Annotated in this window: 22 protein-coding genes; 15 read left to right on the forward strand and 7 right to left on the reverse strand. The window is 48.1% G+C overall.

Annotated elements, in window-relative coordinates; genetic code table 11:
- The first annotated feature begins 9 nt into the window (after window positions 1-9).
- The 15 genes from I1H34_RS01075 (at window position 10) to ahr (ending at window position 10,452) form a co-directional block, all read left to right on the forward strand.
- Window positions 10-243: a TetR family transcriptional regulator C-terminal domain-containing protein gene (locus I1H34_RS01075; RefSeq protein ID WP_212663952.1), complete on the forward strand. Its 234-nt coding sequence runs from the start codon at window positions 10-12 to the stop codon at window positions 241-243.
- A gap of 191 nt (window positions 244-434) precedes the next feature.
- Entirely contained in the window at window positions 435-839 is a 405-nt protein-coding gene (locus I1H34_RS01080; protein WP_212663953.1) for a hypothetical protein, read from the forward strand.
- A gap of 43 nt (window positions 840-882) precedes the next feature.
- Window positions 883-1,617: an SDR family NAD(P)-dependent oxidoreductase gene (locus tag I1H34_RS01085; protein WP_212663954.1), complete on the forward strand. Its 735-nt coding sequence runs from the start codon at window positions 883-885 to the stop codon at window positions 1,615-1,617.
- 314 nt (window positions 1,618-1,931) lie between these two features.
- Window positions 1,932-2,351 carry a nuclear transport factor 2 family protein gene (locus I1H34_RS01090; protein ID WP_212663955.1) on the forward strand — a complete coding sequence of 140 codons (420 nt, stop codon included), beginning with the start codon at window positions 1,932-1,934 and terminating at the stop codon, window positions 2,349-2,351.
- Window positions 2,352-2,439: 88 nt separating this feature from the next.
- Window positions 2,440-2,874, forward strand: a complete 435-nt coding sequence (locus I1H34_RS01095; protein WP_212663956.1) for a VOC family protein — start codon at window positions 2,440-2,442, stop codon at window positions 2,872-2,874.
- A 64-nt stretch (window positions 2,875-2,938) separates the two neighbouring features.
- Window positions 2,939-3,400 (forward strand): DUF3237 family protein, encoded by a 462-nt coding sequence (locus tag I1H34_RS01100; protein WP_212663957.1) that lies wholly within the window; start codon window positions 2,939-2,941, stop codon window positions 3,398-3,400.
- Between the two features lie 234 nt (window positions 3,401-3,634).
- Window positions 3,635-4,189 carry a peroxiredoxin-like family protein gene (locus tag I1H34_RS01105; protein ID WP_212663958.1) on the forward strand — a complete coding sequence of 185 codons (555 nt, stop codon included), beginning with the start codon at window positions 3,635-3,637 and terminating at the stop codon, window positions 4,187-4,189.
- A 48-nt stretch (window positions 4,190-4,237) separates the two neighbouring features.
- Complete coding sequence (locus tag I1H34_RS01110; RefSeq protein ID WP_212663959.1) at window positions 4,238-4,489, forward strand: tautomerase family protein; 252 nt, start codon at window positions 4,238-4,240, stop codon at window positions 4,487-4,489.
- A gap of 55 nt (window positions 4,490-4,544) precedes the next feature.
- Window positions 4,545-4,694 carry a nuclear transport factor 2 family protein gene (locus I1H34_RS33060; protein ID WP_212663960.1) on the forward strand — a complete coding sequence of 50 codons (150 nt, stop codon included), beginning with the start codon at window positions 4,545-4,547 and terminating at the stop codon, window positions 4,692-4,694.
- Window positions 4,695-4,843: 149 nt separating this feature from the next.
- Window positions 4,844-5,536 (forward strand): glutathione S-transferase C-terminal domain-containing protein, encoded by a 693-nt coding sequence (locus I1H34_RS01120; protein WP_212663961.1) that lies wholly within the window; start codon window positions 4,844-4,846, stop codon window positions 5,534-5,536.
- A gap of 134 nt (window positions 5,537-5,670) precedes the next feature.
- Window positions 5,671-6,783: an alkene reductase gene (locus I1H34_RS01125; RefSeq protein WP_212663962.1), complete on the forward strand. Its 1,113-nt coding sequence runs from the start codon at window positions 5,671-5,673 to the stop codon at window positions 6,781-6,783.
- A 92-nt stretch (window positions 6,784-6,875) separates the two neighbouring features.
- Window positions 6,876-7,847 carry a zinc-dependent alcohol dehydrogenase family protein gene (locus I1H34_RS01130; RefSeq protein ID WP_212663963.1) on the forward strand — a complete coding sequence of 324 codons (972 nt, stop codon included), beginning with the start codon at window positions 6,876-6,878 and terminating at the stop codon, window positions 7,845-7,847.
- 84 nt (window positions 7,848-7,931) lie between these two features.
- Window positions 7,932-8,396 (forward strand): nuclear transport factor 2 family protein, encoded by a 465-nt coding sequence (locus I1H34_RS01135; protein WP_212663964.1) that lies wholly within the window; start codon window positions 7,932-7,934, stop codon window positions 8,394-8,396.
- A 37-nt stretch (window positions 8,397-8,433) separates the two neighbouring features.
- Window positions 8,434-9,177, forward strand: coding sequence for an SDR family oxidoreductase (locus tag I1H34_RS01140; RefSeq protein ID WP_212663965.1), 744 nt, complete (start codon window positions 8,434-8,436; stop codon window positions 9,175-9,177).
- Window positions 9,178-9,444: 267 nt separating this feature from the next.
- Window positions 9,445-10,452: an NADPH-dependent aldehyde reductase Ahr gene (gene ahr / locus I1H34_RS01145; protein WP_212666080.1), complete on the forward strand. Its 1,008-nt coding sequence runs from the start codon at window positions 9,445-9,447 to the stop codon at window positions 10,450-10,452.
- 44 nt (window positions 10,453-10,496) lie between these two features.
- Here ahr and I1H34_RS01150 read toward each other — a convergent pair whose 3' ends face one another.
- The 7 genes from I1H34_RS01150 to xseA all read right to left on the reverse strand — a co-directional run bounded on the left by I1H34_RS01150 (window position 10,497) and on the right by xseA (window position 17,084).
- Window positions 10,497-12,101: a serine/threonine-protein kinase gene (locus I1H34_RS01150; protein ID WP_212663966.1), complete on the reverse strand. Its 1,605-nt coding sequence runs from the start codon at window positions 12,099-12,101 to the stop codon at window positions 10,497-10,499.
- 4 nt (window positions 12,102-12,105) lie between these two features.
- Window positions 12,106-13,029: a cobalamin-binding protein gene (locus I1H34_RS01155; protein ID WP_212663967.1), complete on the reverse strand. Its 924-nt coding sequence runs from the start codon at window positions 13,027-13,029 to the stop codon at window positions 12,106-12,108.
- A gap of 10 nt (window positions 13,030-13,039) precedes the next feature.
- The gene (locus I1H34_RS01160) at window positions 13,040-13,258 is read right to left on the reverse strand and encodes a hypothetical protein (RefSeq protein WP_212663968.1); all 219 of its coding nucleotides are present in this window, start codon (window positions 13,256-13,258) and stop codon (window positions 13,040-13,042) included.
- Between the two features lie 79 nt (window positions 13,259-13,337).
- Window positions 13,338-13,694: a hypothetical protein gene (locus tag I1H34_RS01165; protein ID WP_212663969.1), complete on the reverse strand. Its 357-nt coding sequence runs from the start codon at window positions 13,692-13,694 to the stop codon at window positions 13,338-13,340.
- A gap of 315 nt (window positions 13,695-14,009) precedes the next feature.
- On the reverse strand, window positions 14,010-15,452 hold the full coding sequence (locus tag I1H34_RS01170) for an MFS transporter (protein ID WP_212663970.1): 1,443 nt from the start codon (window positions 15,450-15,452) through the stop codon (window positions 14,010-14,012).
- Between the two features lie 131 nt (window positions 15,453-15,583).
- Window positions 15,584-15,838: an exodeoxyribonuclease VII small subunit gene (xseB, locus tag I1H34_RS01175; protein ID WP_212666081.1), complete on the reverse strand. Its 255-nt coding sequence runs from the start codon at window positions 15,836-15,838 to the stop codon at window positions 15,584-15,586.
- Complete coding sequence (gene xseA / locus I1H34_RS01180) at window positions 15,828-17,084, reverse strand: exodeoxyribonuclease VII large subunit (protein WP_212663971.1); 1,257 nt, start codon at window positions 17,082-17,084, stop codon at window positions 15,828-15,830. The genes xseB and xseA overlap by 11 nt, the downstream gene beginning before the upstream one ends.
- Window positions 17,085-17,102: the final 18 nt, after the last annotated feature.

The following is a 17,102-nucleotide window of genomic DNA, read 5'->3' on the forward strand; positions in this document are numbered from 1 at the left end:
AGGTTGTCGATGAGTCCAGAAGTGAGAAGTCTTTTGGTTGTTTACTTTAAAGACTTTTCGCTCTGGGAGTTGTGTCAGCAGACCATGATTGACAGATTCCAGTGTATGAAACAACAAATTTTACACACGCACAAACGCGGACAGGCAGAAGGTACCATGCGAGACGATATCTCAGCTGAGGAACTGGCTGACTTTCTGATCAATAGCTATGAAGGTGCATTACTGAGAATGCAGGTGGAGTAGTCTGTTAAGCCTATTGGACAACTGAGTTCACTCATACGTCACTATCTAATGAGGGCTTAGAGCGTTCCTTGAATATAGTCGACTGGGTTTAAGAAACAAGGATGACTTCCTCAAATCTAGTTACACCAGTACTGGTAAAATTTGGCTCTATTTTCAGACGACCAGTCGTTTTAATGAATTAGAAGTTACTCATGAAAAATACACTGAAATGGCGCATTCACGGTGATGAATTTGAGGATGGTAGCAAGATGGCGGACTGGAAAAAGATTGAAAGTAGCGCTTGGCATTTTCAAGTTGAAAGTAGCTATGAGATGACATTCGATATCTACGAACATGATGGTCAGTTCTGGAAGCTATATCAGGGGCGCTGGGTTGTAGAAGGGATCGCCGAATATACTTATCGATACGGTGGTCAAGCCTGCCGGATGACCCAGGTGGCTTACACAAAAAAGGCGAGATCCCCCCACTCTGGCCTGCTTAAACAGCGCGGAGATTTGGAGTGGGTGCGGGTTTACGAAGTAAATGAACGCATTCATAACGTTGTGAAGACTGGCCTGCCGAATCCAAAGTACAACGGCAAAACTGTCGCGGCCTAAATGGAATTGAAGGCAGTGTTTGGCAAAATCGAGGAGGTGCGCTGTGACAAAACCCATTTGTTTGATTACTGGGGTAGGAGACGGGACGGGAAGTGAGATCGCTCGCAAATTTTCCCAAGGAGGATACCGGGTCGCAATGATAGCCCGTAATCGAGATCGCCTCCAAATGCTCGAACGAGAACTGCCGCAATCCAAAGCTTATGCTTGTGATATTGGAGATTTAGAGACCCTACTCTCCACCCTAAAGAAAATTTGCTCAGAGATGGGACATCCTTCTGTCTTGATCCATAATGCTGTTAGCGCTACCTTCGGAAGGTTTCTAGAAGCCGATCCTGAAGATTTAGAACGCAACTTTCGAGTGAATACAACATCATTGCTTTACCTGGCTCGGGAACTCTCACCATCTATGATTGCAGCCGGCAATGGTGCAATTGTGGTCACGGGAAATACCGCTGCCTTCAGAGGCATTCCCAGCTATGCCCTATTCGCACCGACCAAGGCTGCACAGCGGGTACTATCGCAAGCGCTTGCCCGTGATTTGGGGCCAAGGGGTGTTCATGTCGCCTATGTGACCATTGATGCCGCGATCGCTACTCCCTGGTCCAAAAACTTGCCCATTGAAGGGCTCAACATTGGACTATTGAATCAACAAGAGCGACCCGAAGATTTTTTCTGTCAACCCATTGATATTGCAGAAGAGGTGTTTCATGTGGCCCATCAACCAAGATCAGCTTGGTCTTTTGATGTGGAAATTCGACCGTTTGGGGAAAAGTGGTAGTTGCCGAGATACTAACAATCTTCCCTTTTGGATCACTTTTCAAATCATTGGCTTGCATTTTTTGGAAACTTGCCTTAGGCTACATACATGTAGATAAGCCATGAAGGTGTTGCGAACAACACAGTAAGCGACACAAAAACAAAGATCTTAGATGTATTGGAGCGCTTGACCCAAGCCAAAGGGTTCAATAGCTGACAAATTTTAGAGTTACATTTTTTTGATTTGTTTATCTACATACATATAGGTCAGTTTCGGCATATACTTTATTAGACCGTGATTTTGACCCCCTACCCAAACTCAAGGAGACTAAAACAATGTCAACTGAAACTACACTCAACGTAACCCCCAAAACAGCCGCTGACGAAGCGCATAGCTTTGCAGAATACAAAGCTGTTGAAGCCGCTTTACAGCCTTATATTGAGTCCGCCAAAACAGGTGACGGCGCGCTTTGCCGGACGGCCTTTTATGACCACGCTCATATTGTTGGCTCAGTACACGGCACTTTCTATGATTTGGATGCTGACACGTTCCAAGGCGCGGTGAATGAAACAGGCGCATCCCCAGACGTTCAGTCTCACATTTCCTGGATTGATATTTCTGGACCTGCCGCATCAGCAAAGGTTGAATTTCTCAATTGGGCTGGTTTCCGTTATACCGATTTCTTTGTCCTCTATAAGCAGGATGGTCAGTGGAAAATCAGCGGCAAGGTCTACGACTCTCACGCCCAAAATTAATCATGTATGCACAGGCACTGGTAAGTGACTGCACGCTTTGCCTGTGTAGGTTTCGTCTTAAATAGAATTTCAACAACAGGAGGAAAATATGTCAGCGTCTGTACCGCCCTCAATTGCACCCAAAAGAATTCTCTATACAATGCTTCGGGTCAGCGATCTGGATAGATCGATTGCGTTCTATCACAATATGCTTGGCATGTCCGAGTTGGGACGTGAAACCTTTCCCGATGCCGAATTTACCGCTGTCTTTATGGGATACGGAAATCGAAAAACCGATGCGGTCATAGAGATAACCTATAACTGGGACAAGCGTAGCTACGAGCATGGTACAGCCTACGGAAATCTCTCTCTTGCCGTAGACGATGTCTATGCATTGACAGCTTATCTCGAAGAGAACGGTGTGAAGGTCTTGCGCCCCGCAGGAGAAGTACCAATGGTGTCAACTGAAACAGGTGAGAAGCACACGTTAGCATTTATTGCTGACCCCGATGGTTACCGCATTGAACTCATGCAAACTGCTTGACTTTTACCCAGATTTTCAACCATTCAAAAGATAAAAATTACCCAATCTAAAAAGGAAAAAGAACATGACTTCTTTGACCAGAACAGTTACTGCTGAAGCCTTTGAATCAGTGGCATCTGGACAACTCGGCTTTACGAATATGGTCGATTACGGCATTACATTGCCAGAGCTTGCTTCCGGCACAACGCCCCCGCCGCAAGGCGCCCGTTTTGACTTAACCCTTGAGGGGCAACTTACAGGCCCGATTACAGGCAAGATGATTGCTACGGACTATATTAATGTGCGTGCTGACGGCCGATTTGAACTCAACATGTTTGGGCAAATCACCACCACAGATGGCGCACAGATTTCATTTGAAGGCCATGGGGTATCGGTCCATAAATCTGACGGGACTGAAGGCGTACGTATGTCTGTAAAGCTAGTGACTCAATCCAGTGAGTATGCATGGGTAAACGGCGTTACTTTTATCGCTGAAGGGATTGTTGACTCGGCAGCTAACACGTTAGCAATGTCTCTACTCAGATAAGAAAACGTACTGCTGAACGGTGGAGAGACATCTCACGCCAGCCAACTTTTTTTTGACTTAGCTATCAACATACATATAGGTCAGCCAAGGTTGTTGTCAAGCCGCGACCTCAAACTGCCCAATTCTCGAAGCAGGGGTAGACAACAATCAATTGTTCGATTCCCTTTTTCAATTTACTGCGCTGATTTTTTATCAGCACTTGACCACACTATTTATCAATTTGGAGACATCACAATGACTGTAACGACAACTACACCAGCAACAACTTCCGCTATTCGTTTAGTTCCTGGCAACAACGTCCCTGCGTTGACCATTGATACGCTATCTGGCAATGCTTGGAATCTTGCGGCTCAAACCCCTCGTAACTACACGATGGTGGTCTTCTATCGGGGATTGCACTGCCCCCTCTGTGCTGAGTACTTAAAGCAGCTGAACAGTAAGCTCAGTCAGTTTCACGATCTCGGTATTGAAGTGATTGCCATTAGTGGTGACACTCGCGAGAAAGCTGCTAATTCATCTGAAACCTGGGGTGTAAAAGATTTGACACTGGGCTATGGCCTCACCCGTGAAGCGATGCAGCAGTGGGGGCTTTATGTCTCCAAGGGTGCATTTGACTATGAGCCAGCCTATTTCAATGAACCAGGACTCTTTTTGATTGGCCCTGACGGCGTGCTTTTCTTCGCGAGTATTAATAACGCGCCCTATGGTCGTACTGACCTAGATGCACTGCTCGGCGGTATGGACTTTGTCTTGAACAACAACTACCCCGTGCGTGGTACTGAGGTCTAAAAGAAAGAAAGCTCTTCCCCTATTCCAACAATACAACGGAGAAAAATCATGCCTTTTGTAAATGTTCGCACAACCAAAGGAATGCTGACTAAGGATCAGAAACAAGAGCTTCAAGAGCGTCTGAACGCCTTAATGGTTGAGATTGAAGGGGGTGGTGACCCAACCTTCAAAGACAAGGTCTGGATCATGATTGAGGAGACCGAGCCTGAGGACTGGAATATCGGAGGGGTCACGCTAACCCCTGACATCATCCAAGAACTCAAACGCCAACAGGCTCCCAAAAGTAAAGGAAAATCCTAGACTGCACGCTTAAGGATGTGCGATCGCAAAGTATGGGGTAGCGCTTCTACCCCATGTGATTAATTTTGAAATTTCTGGATCTGCCGCTGTTGCAAAGGTTGAATTTATTAACTGGGGCGGCTTCCGAGACTTCTCTGTCCTCTACAAGCACAACGGAGAATGGAAAATCAGCGGCCAGGTCTTCGATGCTCATACCCAAAACTAAGTTTTCTCTATCCACTGCCTCTAAGTCGCGCAGTCTAAACCGTAGATAACATTGACTTTGTATTGGTGCCAGACGCGTAAACGAGCATTCCAAATAGTCAAGCGCACTCGAAATAACAACCTAACTCAACACCCTAACCAGGAAAAAAGATGACTTACGACAACGTGTTTAAAAAATGGCCTGCACAGCACCCTGAGAGAATTCAGCTGTATTCTCTCGGAACGCCCAACGGTCAAAAAATTTCCATTGCGCTAGAAGAAATGGCCCTGCCCTATGAGGCCCATCGCATTGAGATTATGAAAGATGACCAGTTCACCGATGAGTTCATTGCCATTAACCCCAATTCCAAAATCCCAGCCATCATCGATCCAAATGGGCCAAACAATGAACCTTTTGCTGTCTTCGAGTCCGGTGCCATTTTGATGTATCTGGCAGAGAAGTCAGGGAAATTTCTCCCCACCGATCCGGCAGCCCGCAGTGAGTGTTTGCAATGGTTGTTTTTCCAAATGGGAGGTGTCGGCCCCATGTTTGGACAGTTTGGACATTTCCACACGTTTGCCAAGGAAAAAGTTCCCTATGCCATTGAGCGCTATCGCAACGAAGCTCGACGGTTGTTAACCGTCCTGGATAAGCAACTATCAGAAAAACCTTTTCTCATAGGAGACGCGTATTCCATTGCAGATATGGCGACATTTCCTTGGGTAGGCACATTGGATTGGGCTTACAAAGCAGCTGAATCGTTGCAGCTTCACCAAGACTTTCCGAATGTTATGACCTGGTATGAGCGCTGTCGGCAACGGCCTGCGGCGGTTCGTGGACTAGCCGTAACGAAAATCAATTAACAACGAACTGATTGAGCACGCTGTAAATTCGCTCTAATCAATCATCGGATGGCACTCCTAATCCTTGCAGAGCTTTGACTCTATACTCAAGCTCGAATCAATCACTTGTTCATTTATTTAACCCACGGACTCCCATGACTCAAACGAACGTTCCTCATCTTCTTAGTTCTCTAGAAACAAAAGATCTAACCTTTCGAAATCGGATTGTGATGGCCCCGCTGACTCGTTCTCGATCGGGTGCGGAAAGAATACCAAACGCGCTGATGGCTGAGTACTATGCTCAGCGGGCTGGAGCGGGCCTCATCATTACAGAAGGTACTACCATCTCACCCCAGGCGAACGGTTGGCTCAATTCTCCCGGTATCTATACAGAAGCCCAAACCCAAGCCTGGAAGCAGGTTGTAGATGCGGTACATGCCCAAAATGGGTTGATCTTTTTGCAGCTTTGGCACACGGGTCGAGCGTCTCATCGTGACTTTCAAGTGAATAATCAACTTCCAGTGGGGCCATCAGCAGTCGGATTAGAAGGCTCAGAGGTACATACTCCCAAGGGGAAACAACTCTACGAGACCCCGAGGGCATTAGAGACTGCCGAAATCCCTAACGTGATCGAGGACTACCGACAAGCCGCTGCTAACGCTAAGCAAGCGGGCTTTGATGGCGTAGAGATCCATGGGGCCAATGGCTATTTGATTGACGAATTTCTACAGTCTAAGACCAATCACCGCACAGATCTGTATGGCGGTAGTTTAGAGAATCGCTTTCGGTTCTTAAAAGAAATCACTGAAGCGGTTCTGACTGTTTGGCCTGCTAGTCGTGTCGGAGTCAGGCTCTCGCCCAATGGCGTCTTCAACGATATGGGATCACCCGATTATCGGGAGACCTTTACTTATGTTGCTGAGCAGCTTAATACTTACAACCTAGGCTATTTGCATATCCTTGACGGTTTAGCGTTTGGCTTTCATGAGCTTGGAGAGCCAATGACACTGGCTGAAATTAGAAAGGTTTACAGCAATACACTGATGGGGAACTGTGGGTACGATCGCAATTCAGCAGAGTCTGCAATTGTATCTGGCGATGCGGCTCTGATTGCCTTTGGCCGCTCTTATATCAGCAATCCAGATCTTGTGGATCGTTTTGCCCATAATTGGGAGCTGAATGCTGACTCTGATCCATCTACCTGGTACTCCTTTGAGGCTGAAGGATATACCGACTTCCCGACCTATCAAGTCTCTCAGGTTGTTTGACTTGAGCCATAGCATTTTTTGGATGTGCTTTAGCAACGTGTTGGGTAGCCCTTCTACCTAACGTGATTAATTCTGAAATAAAGAGATTAGCAATGGCAAATATGCAAGCAGCTGTGTTGACGGCATTGGGTGGTCCCGAAGGGTTTGAGATCCAGCAGATCCCCAAACCTGTACCAAAAGCCAATCAGATCTTAGTCCGCGTCTATGCAACGTCTATCAATCCTGTTGATTATCAAACCCGTCGGGGTGACTATAAAGACTATGTGCAACTCCCAGCAGTTATTGGTCTTGATGTGTCTGGGGTTGTTGAGGCCGTGGGAGAAACCGTAACCGCCTTTAAGCCAGGAGATGAAGTCTATTACGCGCCTAGAATTTTTGAAGATGCGGGTAGCTATGCTCAATACAATGTTGTTGATGAGAGCCTGGTTGCGATTAAGCCCAAAAATCTATCCCATACTGAAGCAGCGTGTTTTCCCATAGCAGGTGGAACCGCTTGGGAGTCCCTGTTTACTAGGGCAAATCTCCAGGTAGGTGAATCTGTTTTGATTCATGCGGGCGCAGGTGGCGTTGGGTCTTTAGCCATCCAATTAGCGAAAGCGATAGGTGCCTACGTGTTCACAACCTGTAGCCCTAGAAATCATGATTTGGTTACGAAACTGGGCGCGGACCATGTGATTGACTATACAACGGAAGACTATGTAGAAGTCATTCAGCGAGAAACAGACAATCAAGGCGTTGATGTCGTCTTTGATACGATTGGCGGCAAGACGATTCAACAAAGTTTCGAGATTCTTCGCCCTTATGGTCGCCTTGTTAGCATCGTCGACATTGAAACGCCGCAATCTTTGCTCGCCGCTTGGGATCGAAATCTATCTGTCCATTTTGTTTTTAACCCAGTTAATTCAGCGAAGCTAGATGCCCTAAGGCAGCTTATTGAACGCGAACAGCTAAAACCAGTTATTGACTCAATCATGCCGTGGCAACAGGTGAGTCAAGCCATCCAACGATTAGAACAAGGCGGAACAACAGGAAAGATTGTGCTGGATTTTGCTGATGATAATTAGCTTAACAATGCCTGCTGCAACCCTGCCTGAACTTATACGAGCACGGCATTTTCTATATTTGTCAAAATAGAAGGTACAAAAGTCATGAAAATCAGGCTACTCGTCCTAGCAGGCCTATTGTTTGCAGCTATGCTTTTGCCCATCACTGCGAGCAATGCCCATACTGTAAAGAGGTTGAAAGATCGCGACGCTGTAGCGATTGAAACAGTAATTTTCGATTATTTTGAAGGAAACGGTACAGCAGATCGAGATCGGCTTGGCGCTGCTTTCCATGAAGACCTCGCCGTAATGGTAGGTATCATTAAGTCAGAGAATGGAACTCTCGAACGTCGTGCCTGGCACGATATGCCCGCTCTGCTAGATGCATGGGCAGCGGTCGAGAATCCTCCTGGTACGGGACGGGACGGCGAAGTTCTGCACATTCAAACAGTCGATGGACGGATCGCAACTGCCCTCTTTCGCTACACAGATGAATTTTATGATGCCTTTACATTGCTAAAGCACGATGGCCAATGGAAGATCGCTAGCAAGGCATTCATCGAACAATAAATTTCAATCGAATAGAAAATGTAATTGGAGAATGATCATGTCTCAAAATATTGATGGGAAAGTCGTTGTTATTACTGGTGCCAGCAGTGGCCTAGGAGAATCAACAGCTCGTCATTTAGCCTCGTTGGGCGCGAAGGTCGTGTTGGGAGCACGCCGCACAGAGAAATTAGAACGCATCACCCAAGAGATCCGCGACAGTGGGGGACAGGCTGAATTTTTGACCACAGATGTTACCGTTGCTAGCGATTTAAAGGCACTCGTTGAGAAAGCGATCGCAGCTTTCGGTCAAGTCGATGTCATTATCAACAATGCTGGATTGATGGCGATTGCTCCCATGTCAGAGACGAAAACTGACGAATGGGATCGCATGATTGATATCAACATTAAAGGCGTTCTATACGGTATTGCAGCGGCCTTACCCATCTTTGAAAGACAGGGCAGTGGACACTTTATCAACATTTCTTCTGTTGCTGGAGTGAAGGTATTTAGTCCCGGTGGTGCGGTCTACAGTGGCACTAAATTTGCTGTGAGAGCAATTTCTGAAGGATTAAGGCATGAAGTGGGTGGCAAGATCAGAACAACCACTATTGAGCCAGGTGCTGTAGATTCTGATCTAAAACACGGTAGTTCACATCAGGAAAGCTCGGACTTTGTGAAAGATTTTTATCAGATTGCAATTCCTGCTGACTCTGTTGCGCGTGCTATTGCCTACGCCATTGAACAACCTGCAGATATAGATATCAATGAGCTTGTCTTACGGCCAACCGTACAAGATTTCTAAACCGGTTCTAGTTTGAGAACTAGAAGTAGATGACAGTTTGCATTTTTTTAGCGACTTTATCTACATCTGCAGGTTGGCTCAGTATGTGCTTTCTCAAAAGCCAACCTAAAAAACTAACTGGGATAGCTTCCACTTCATAGACTTCTTTGTTCTCTACAAGCACTGCAGCCAGCGGGAAATCAGTGGTAAGGCCTACGAGTCTCACACCCAAAACTAAGTTTTATCTATCTACTATTTCTAATAGGAGAACCCATGACGACAGCATCCATGATTAGAGCTTATGCTGCTGCCGAGGTCGGCGGTAATCTAACGCCATTTGAGTACAAGCCAGATCCACTAAAGGATACAGATGTTGAGATCGATGTTGAGTATTGTGGCCTTTGCCACAGCGATCTGAGTATGTTGGACAACGAATGGGGAATTACCCAATATCCCTTTGTTCCTGGTCATGAAGTGATTGGACGAGTGGCTAAGCTCGGTTCTGCGGTTAAATCTCTTCACGTTGGCCAGCAAGTGGGCTTGGGATGGTTTTCCAGTTCTTGTATGACCTGTGAATGGTGTCTTTCTGGGAATCACAATCTTTGCCCCAGCCGAGAAGAAACCATCGTTAATCGACATGGCGGTTTTGCGGATAAGGTGCGCGCCCATGAAGTATGGACTGTTCCTCTCCCTGAAGGGATTGATGCGGTCAAAGCAGGTCCCCTATTCTGTGGCGGCATTACTGTTTTTAATCCCCTTATTCAGTTGGGAATACAGCCAACAGACAAAGTTGGGGTCATTGGCATTGGTGGATTGGGGCATATGGCACTAAAGTTCTTGCGTGCTTGGGGGTGTGAAGTCACCGCTTTTTCATCGAGTCCTGAAAAAACGGCTGAAGCAAAAGCGATGGGGGCGCATTATGTTGTCAACTCACGTGAGCCTGACGCACTGAAAGCGGTCGCCAATTCCTTTGATGTGATTCTTTCTACCGTCAGCGCCGATTTAGACTGGAGCATTTATATCGAGGCCCTGCGTCCTCAAGGCAAGATCCACTTTGTTGGCATCCCACCCTCCCCTTTGAGTACCTCCTTATTTTCGATTATTGATGCACAGCGGTCGGTGTCAGGATCACCGTTGGGCAGTCCGGCAACCGTGCAGAAAATGCTCAATTTTTCTCAACGTCACAGCATTGAACCCGTTATTGAAACGTTTCCCTTTAGCCAAGTCAATGAAGCCATAGACCGGCTCCGTCACGGGAAGCCACGTTATCGGATTGTATTAGTACCAGACTCATAGCGTTGGATGGAGTACAGGACTAGGACGACCTAAAAATGCTATTTCTATGGACTATCGTCGTTAGGAGTCGGGGCGGTAGGGGTAGGCGGCGGCACCGGAATCACAACGGGAGATTGTATCGGCGATGGCTCTGGACTAGGGCTGAGAGTTGGTTCTTCTGGCTGTGTGGGGTCTGGGCTGGGACTGGGGTCCGGCTCTAATGTAGGTTCAGGTGGTTCCGTGGGGGTGGGAGTGGGTGCAGGGCGCTCCAAGTCTGCAATTTTGCGTTTGGCTGCGAAGTAGATGGGATCGGCTCGCCTATCCCAGTAAGGATTTTGGGGCAATTTAAACGCTAAGTCTCGGGCAACATACCAGCGTTTACCATCAAAGGCTGTTTTAGCACGATTGAATAGGTCTTGTTGTTGTTGCCATGTCGTTTGCCAGGTCTGGACTTGGGTTTGGGCGGCTTCAGCACTGTCGCTGTTGCTGGGGATTTGGTTTGCGATCGCAATTGCTGCATCTAAATCCCCAGACTGTCGCGCTTCTTGCTGAGCCTGCTCTAGGAGCGTCGCACCATTATCTACATTGGCGACCGGTTGGAGAAACGGGAATAGTTCATCCGTTACTCCCCAGTAGGTGAGGCCAACCATGCCTAAACCCATGACCAAGGCCATAGCGCCGAAGCCGAACACCCAGGGGGCACAGCCTGAAGATTTCGCGACCGGCGGGGATGGGCGCTGCTGTGGACGGGGGGGGGTGGGTGTGGCAACGACTTGGGTGGGTTCTATGGCTGATATTGCTGGTTCTACGGGAGGTGTGAAGGGTTTAGGAGAGGGCTGTACGGAGGTTTGATCGATGGTCTGATGGAGTGCTTGTAAAGCATCAGCAGCAGTTTGGTAGCGCAATTTAAAATAGGGGCGCACCATTTGAGTAAGGACCTGGGCCAATTCATCACTCACCGCCGCCTGATCTCGCCAAACTAGCTCGCCGTCTACATCTTCTTGGAATTGGGAGGGGGGTCTGCCCGTCAGGGCCTGAATACCGATAATTCCGAGAGAATACAGGTCGCTATTGGGACGCGGCTTCCCTTGGCTTTGCTCACTGGCCATATATCCGGGGGTGCCCACGACCACGGTGATATTGGTTTGTGGATTAGTGACTAGGCCTTGATTGCGCACCTGTTTGACCGACCCAAAGTCGACCAAGACCAGCTTCTGATCGGCTCGGCGACGGATAATATTCTCAGGTTTAATATCGCGATGAATCACCCCTTGGCCATGAATAAATTCCAAGACTTCGAGCACTTCGGACAGCAGCGATTGCACCTGCGACTCTGGCCATTGTTCTCCCGCCGCCAGTTCATCCGTGAGGGGAGCCCCATCAATCAGTTCTTGGACGAGGAAAAAGTCTTGATCTTGCTCAAAGAAGGCGAGTAGCCGGGGAATTTGATGGTGGTGGCCTAACTGTTCTAAGGTTTCCGCTTCACTGCGGAATAGGCGACGAGCCACTTCCAAAAACTCTGGATCGCTGCTAGCGGGCTGCAGCAATTTAACCACACAAGACGGATTGCCGGGGCGTCTTGTATCCTCAGCAATATAGGTTTGTCCAAAGCCTCCTTCCCCGAGAGACTGTACGATGCGATAACGCCCATCCAACGTTTGCCCAATCATGTTGTTAGTAAAACTTTAGCCATCCATGCCCAGCATAGCGGGGAGGAAAGATATGGGGATGAAATATCTCGGCTAAAAGTTCCATGGAATCCACTAAACGGGGGCCAGGGCGATTGAAATATTGGTTGCCATCCGTGAGATACACTTGCTGGTTCTGCACGGCTTTCAACTGTTGCCATTGGGGCTTTTGGGCCAGTTCTTGGGTGGCCTGGGCCGTTTGCTCCAGATTAAAACCACAGGGCATACAAACAATGATGTCTGGATTGGCTACGAGCAGTTGCTCCCAGGTTAACCAACTGGAATGTTGACCAACGGTTCCTAAACACGGGACTCCTCCCGCTAGATCCACCAGCTCTGGCACCCAATTGCCCGCAATCATCAGTGGATCGGTCCATTCAATGCAGGCTACGGTGGGTCGATGCTCAAGGTCTTGAAGCTGCTGCTGACAGTTTTTGATGCGGGTTTGGAGCTGCTGAACGATGGATTGGCTGTCGTATCCGAGTGCGATCGCAACGCGTTCCATATCTTGCCAAACATGGGCCAACAGGCTGGGCTGCAGTGAAATCACTTGAGTCGTTTGATCCGTGATCTGAGTGAGAGCCTGCTCAACATCGGCTAGGCTCACCGCACAGACTTCACATTGGGCTTGGGTGACAATATGCGTGGGCTGTAGATCTTTTAGCTGATCTAAATCCAGACGATAGATACCTAGTGCCGACTGCAGCAGCTCTGTCACCTGATCATGGATAACGCGACTGGGCCGATCGGAATTCAGATTGGCTGCGGTGCAAACCGGTAGATCTTGCACCCGCTCAGGATAGTCACATTCATGGGAGCGGCCCACCAAATAGCCACCGCATCCCAAAGCTGCCACGATTTCCGTCGCACTCGGAATTAAAGAAATAATCCGCAGGTCTGACCGGGACATTCAGGGTCCCTTACTCAATCGTGATGGACTGAGGTCCGCCACCATTTTGATTGGAAGAGTGGTCGGTAGATGAAGAATAATCGTGGGGTCCGCCCTTTTTATCTAACCAACTTTTGACGGGATCGTCATTGAGATCTAGGCGGAAGAGACCTGAAGCAAACCCTCCCATAAAGGCGACGGGTTTACTCACAAATTCTTGAAATAGGGGCGTTAATTCGTCCAAAAACATCTACGTGTCTCATGCAGGTTACTACTGTAATGGTAACGCGACACCCCAGATCCATTGCCGCTAATTTGTAGTCCTTGATTTAAGCGGCCTGCTGGTGTTGAGCGCGATAGACCTGTGAGTAGGTATTAATTAAAGGCATGCCGTAAGCAGACACTACATGAAAGGCCTGATTGTGGGTATAGAGTTGAGACTGCACATAGGGACTTTGGGCAATGAGGGCACAGGCTCGTTCAGGAGACTCGCCTTGAATTAAAGCTTCTGCTAAGACACCCCTGTCGAGAGTTTCTCCCATATCTGGATACAAAGACACAATGGAATAATACTCGTCATAGGTAGACCCTAGGCAAAGACACCCAAGATCTTGATGTGCTGCATGGGCGAGTTCAACGTAGCGATTCCGAATGGTTGAGCAGGATGGTGTCTGGGTATCAAGCACGGAAGCCTCCTCAAGGGTGCAGGTGATCATTAGGGCTTATTGATTTGAAGCAAAATTAGGGAAGGATAGTTATCCCCAGTGAAGAACAACTATCCCTGAGTGCAAGTGAGACTATCTCTGAGTGCAAGTGAGGTTTAATCACTTAAGATAGCCATGGGTCTAATGTCGCAGTTCTGACTCAGGCTTGACATGGTAAAACTACCGAAGTCTACGGGGCAAAAATAGCGTTCCAAATTTCGCCGATGGTCAGCTGTCAGAGGCTTTCCGTAATCTCCGTATATATACGGTTGTTTTGATCAGATTTTGCTTCAAGAGTTACTGCTCATCCATGACATCCATTTGAGGTGGAGCATGATCGGCAGAGGTCTCTAGTCCCAAGCGTTTTTCTCGTAATTTCAACAAGATCTCGGCATGCACTTCCCGTGAAATGGGATAGAAATAGGCCAGCAGTAAGCCAATCAATAAAATTAAGGTGGGGAGGGGGCCAATGGCAATCCGAATCGCTAGTAGGGCTGAATCGGGCTGTACCGGCAGTGCTTGCCCCGGCGTTGAGGAAATAAATCCGGTATTTTCCAAGGCGATTCCGACGACAAATAGGCCCAATGCCAGACCCATTTTTTGGAGTAGCACCATAAACGCATAAAAGATGCCTTCCCGGCGCTCGCCTGTTTTCAGCTCATCTAGCTCAATCACATCAGGCAGCATGGACCAAGGAATCAGATAGGCGGTGGCTACCCCTACACCGGCCATCATACTCAGTAAATATAGACCGACAATCTGGCCGGGTTGGAGAAAGAATAACCCGCTTTGGGCAATAATCCACAGGGACATGCCCATGAAATAAACCATTCGCTTGCCGATTCTCTCACTGACATTGCTCCATACAAACAACATGACGATGGCGACGACTTGAACGAGCAGGGCGACCTGAAAATAGGCATCCTGCTTCATCCAACTCGTGACGTAATAAGGAATAATGGCAGCCGTAAGTTGAAAGGCTAGCCAGGAACACATATAAATGCCAATGACGAATAAAAATGGGCGGTTAGATAACGCTATTTTTACCTGTTCCAGAACGGGCATGGCTTCAGGTATTTCAGCGGTATAGCGTTCTTCCGTTCCCCACACGCACCAATAGATGGGTAAGACCGATAAAATTGCACATCCTAGACCAATGACAAAATATTGCTGGCTGGGATCTTCGACCCATTGAGAGATGAGTATACCTAGTACCAAAGCTAGGATACTCCCACCGATGGAGAAGGCAAATCGAAAGCTGTTTAGACTGGTCCGTTCGTTATAATCCTGGGTTAATTCAGGTGTGAGGGCTGTATAGGGTAAATTCACCGCAGTGAATGCGATGTTAAAAAACACAGCAATCAGCGTGTAGTAAATAAATAAACCCCATTGATTGATCTCCGCATTGGCGGAAAAGTGAGGCACAACCCACTGCAAGACAAAAAATAAACCGAAGGGAATGGATCCAAATAGCATCCAAGAATGACGGCGTCCCCACCGAGATTTTGTCCGATCGCTTAAGACCCCAATGATGGGATCGTTAATGGCATCACTGATTTTGCCAATTAAGAGAACAGTTCCTGCTAGACCTGGATTGAGACCAGCCACATTGGTGAGAAAGATGAGTAGCGAAAAAACCAGGAGTGTAGCCGTAATTCCTGGCCCCATATCTCCTGCACCATAGGCCAACTTGGTCTTGAAACTTAATTTTCCAGAATCGGGAGATATGGGGTCATTCATGGCGTTGCAAGATCATCTATGACCTCCAATTGTGCCCTACTCCTTGTCCATTGCCATAACTTCTCATCAAAATCTCATCCAAGCTCTTCTGGAGAGTGGCCTACTGTACCTATTGGCAGGAGTGTTAAGCCTTAAAACTCTGTTTCATCTCCCAGTTCTTCGATTAGGAGTTCCATTTGGCCTTGTCGATCGGCTAAGAAGGCCTCACATTGGCGTAGATAAGTAATGGCGGCTGCAAAGCGCTCAAAGACATCGGCCAAATCCAACTGCCCCGTCTCAATTTCAGTGATAATCGTTTCGACTTCGCGGATGGTCTCTTCATACCGCCAGTCAGCGGGGAGTTCAGCCCCGCTTGGAGTAGTCGATGTATCGCTGTTACCTTGCATCATCCGATTCCTGGGGTGAGGACTGCAACGCCGTGACACGAGCAGTAAAGTGGCCTTCTGCTAACTCTACCTTGAGTTCTTGATCGACCTGTAAATGTTCTGTACTCCGGACAATTTGATGGTCCGTGGTTTGGACGAGGGCATATCCCCGTTTAAGAACTTGGGTGGGGTCTAGAGAAGTGAGCTGTTGCTGTAACAGCTGTTGATGCTGCTGAGCCTGTCCCAACCGCTGTTTGATGGTGTGGAGGAGATGGTTTTGTAATCGCGATCGCAATACCTGTTCCCGTTCCAACTGCCGATCCATCTGCAACCGCCGTAAGCGCGTTTTTTGATACAGCAAGTGCTCATGGGCCACATCGAGCTGGCGAGTGAGAGTGATATATAGGCGAGCAATAGAATTGCGATAATCCTTTTGCCAGTCTGTTAAGCGCGGAATACACTCAGCCGCTGCTGTAGGAGTATGGGCGCAAACATCTGCCACCAGGTCGGCCAGGGTCTCATCTCGCTGATGGCCAATGCCAGAAATAACGGGAATGGGGCATTCTGCAATCGCCCGCACCACCCGCTCATCATTAAAACAGACTAAGTCTTCTGTTGCGCCTCCACCTCTGGCCACAATCAAGACATCGGCTCTACCGTCCTTAATTACCCGTTCAATGGCCAGCACGATCGCTTCTGGTGCTTGTTTGCCCTGGACTTTAGTTGGTGAGAACAGCACCTTCAACCCGGGATGCTGGGCCTTCAGAGTGCGTTTGATATCACCCCAAGCCGCAGCTTGATGGGAGGTTACCACCCCGACCGTTTGGGGATAAGCAGGGAGGGCTTGCTTTTGAAGCGGATCAAAGAGGCCTTCAAGGGTTAAGCGTTCCCGGAGTTGCTGGTAGCGCAGGGAACGTAACCCTTCTCCAGCGGGAAATAATTGCCAGGCCATCAGCTGATACTGGCCCCGTTGTGGGTACAAGCGAATACGGCCTAAGGCCAGAATCTGCTCACCTACCTCCGGTTCAATGACGAGTTGCTCACAGTAGCTATTCCAAATCACACAGTGAATGGAGACGGATTCCTGCTGATCCTGGAGGGTAAAAAAGAAGCCACTGCGATGTCGGACGGCGCTGGATACCTCTCCTTCCACCCAAACCTGGACTAAGGTTTGATCTTCTTCGAGTAGTGCTTGAATATAATCCGTTAACCCTTTAACGGACAATACCTCAGGTGGAACTAATAAATTGGGCTGATAGGATGTCATCGCAGGTTTCTCGTTCAA

Origin of the sequence: Acaryochloris marina S15 (assembly GCF_018336915.1) — a bacterium.
Lineage (GTDB): Bacteria > Cyanobacteriota > Cyanobacteriia > Thermosynechococcales > Thermosynechococcaceae > Acaryochloris > Acaryochloris marina_A.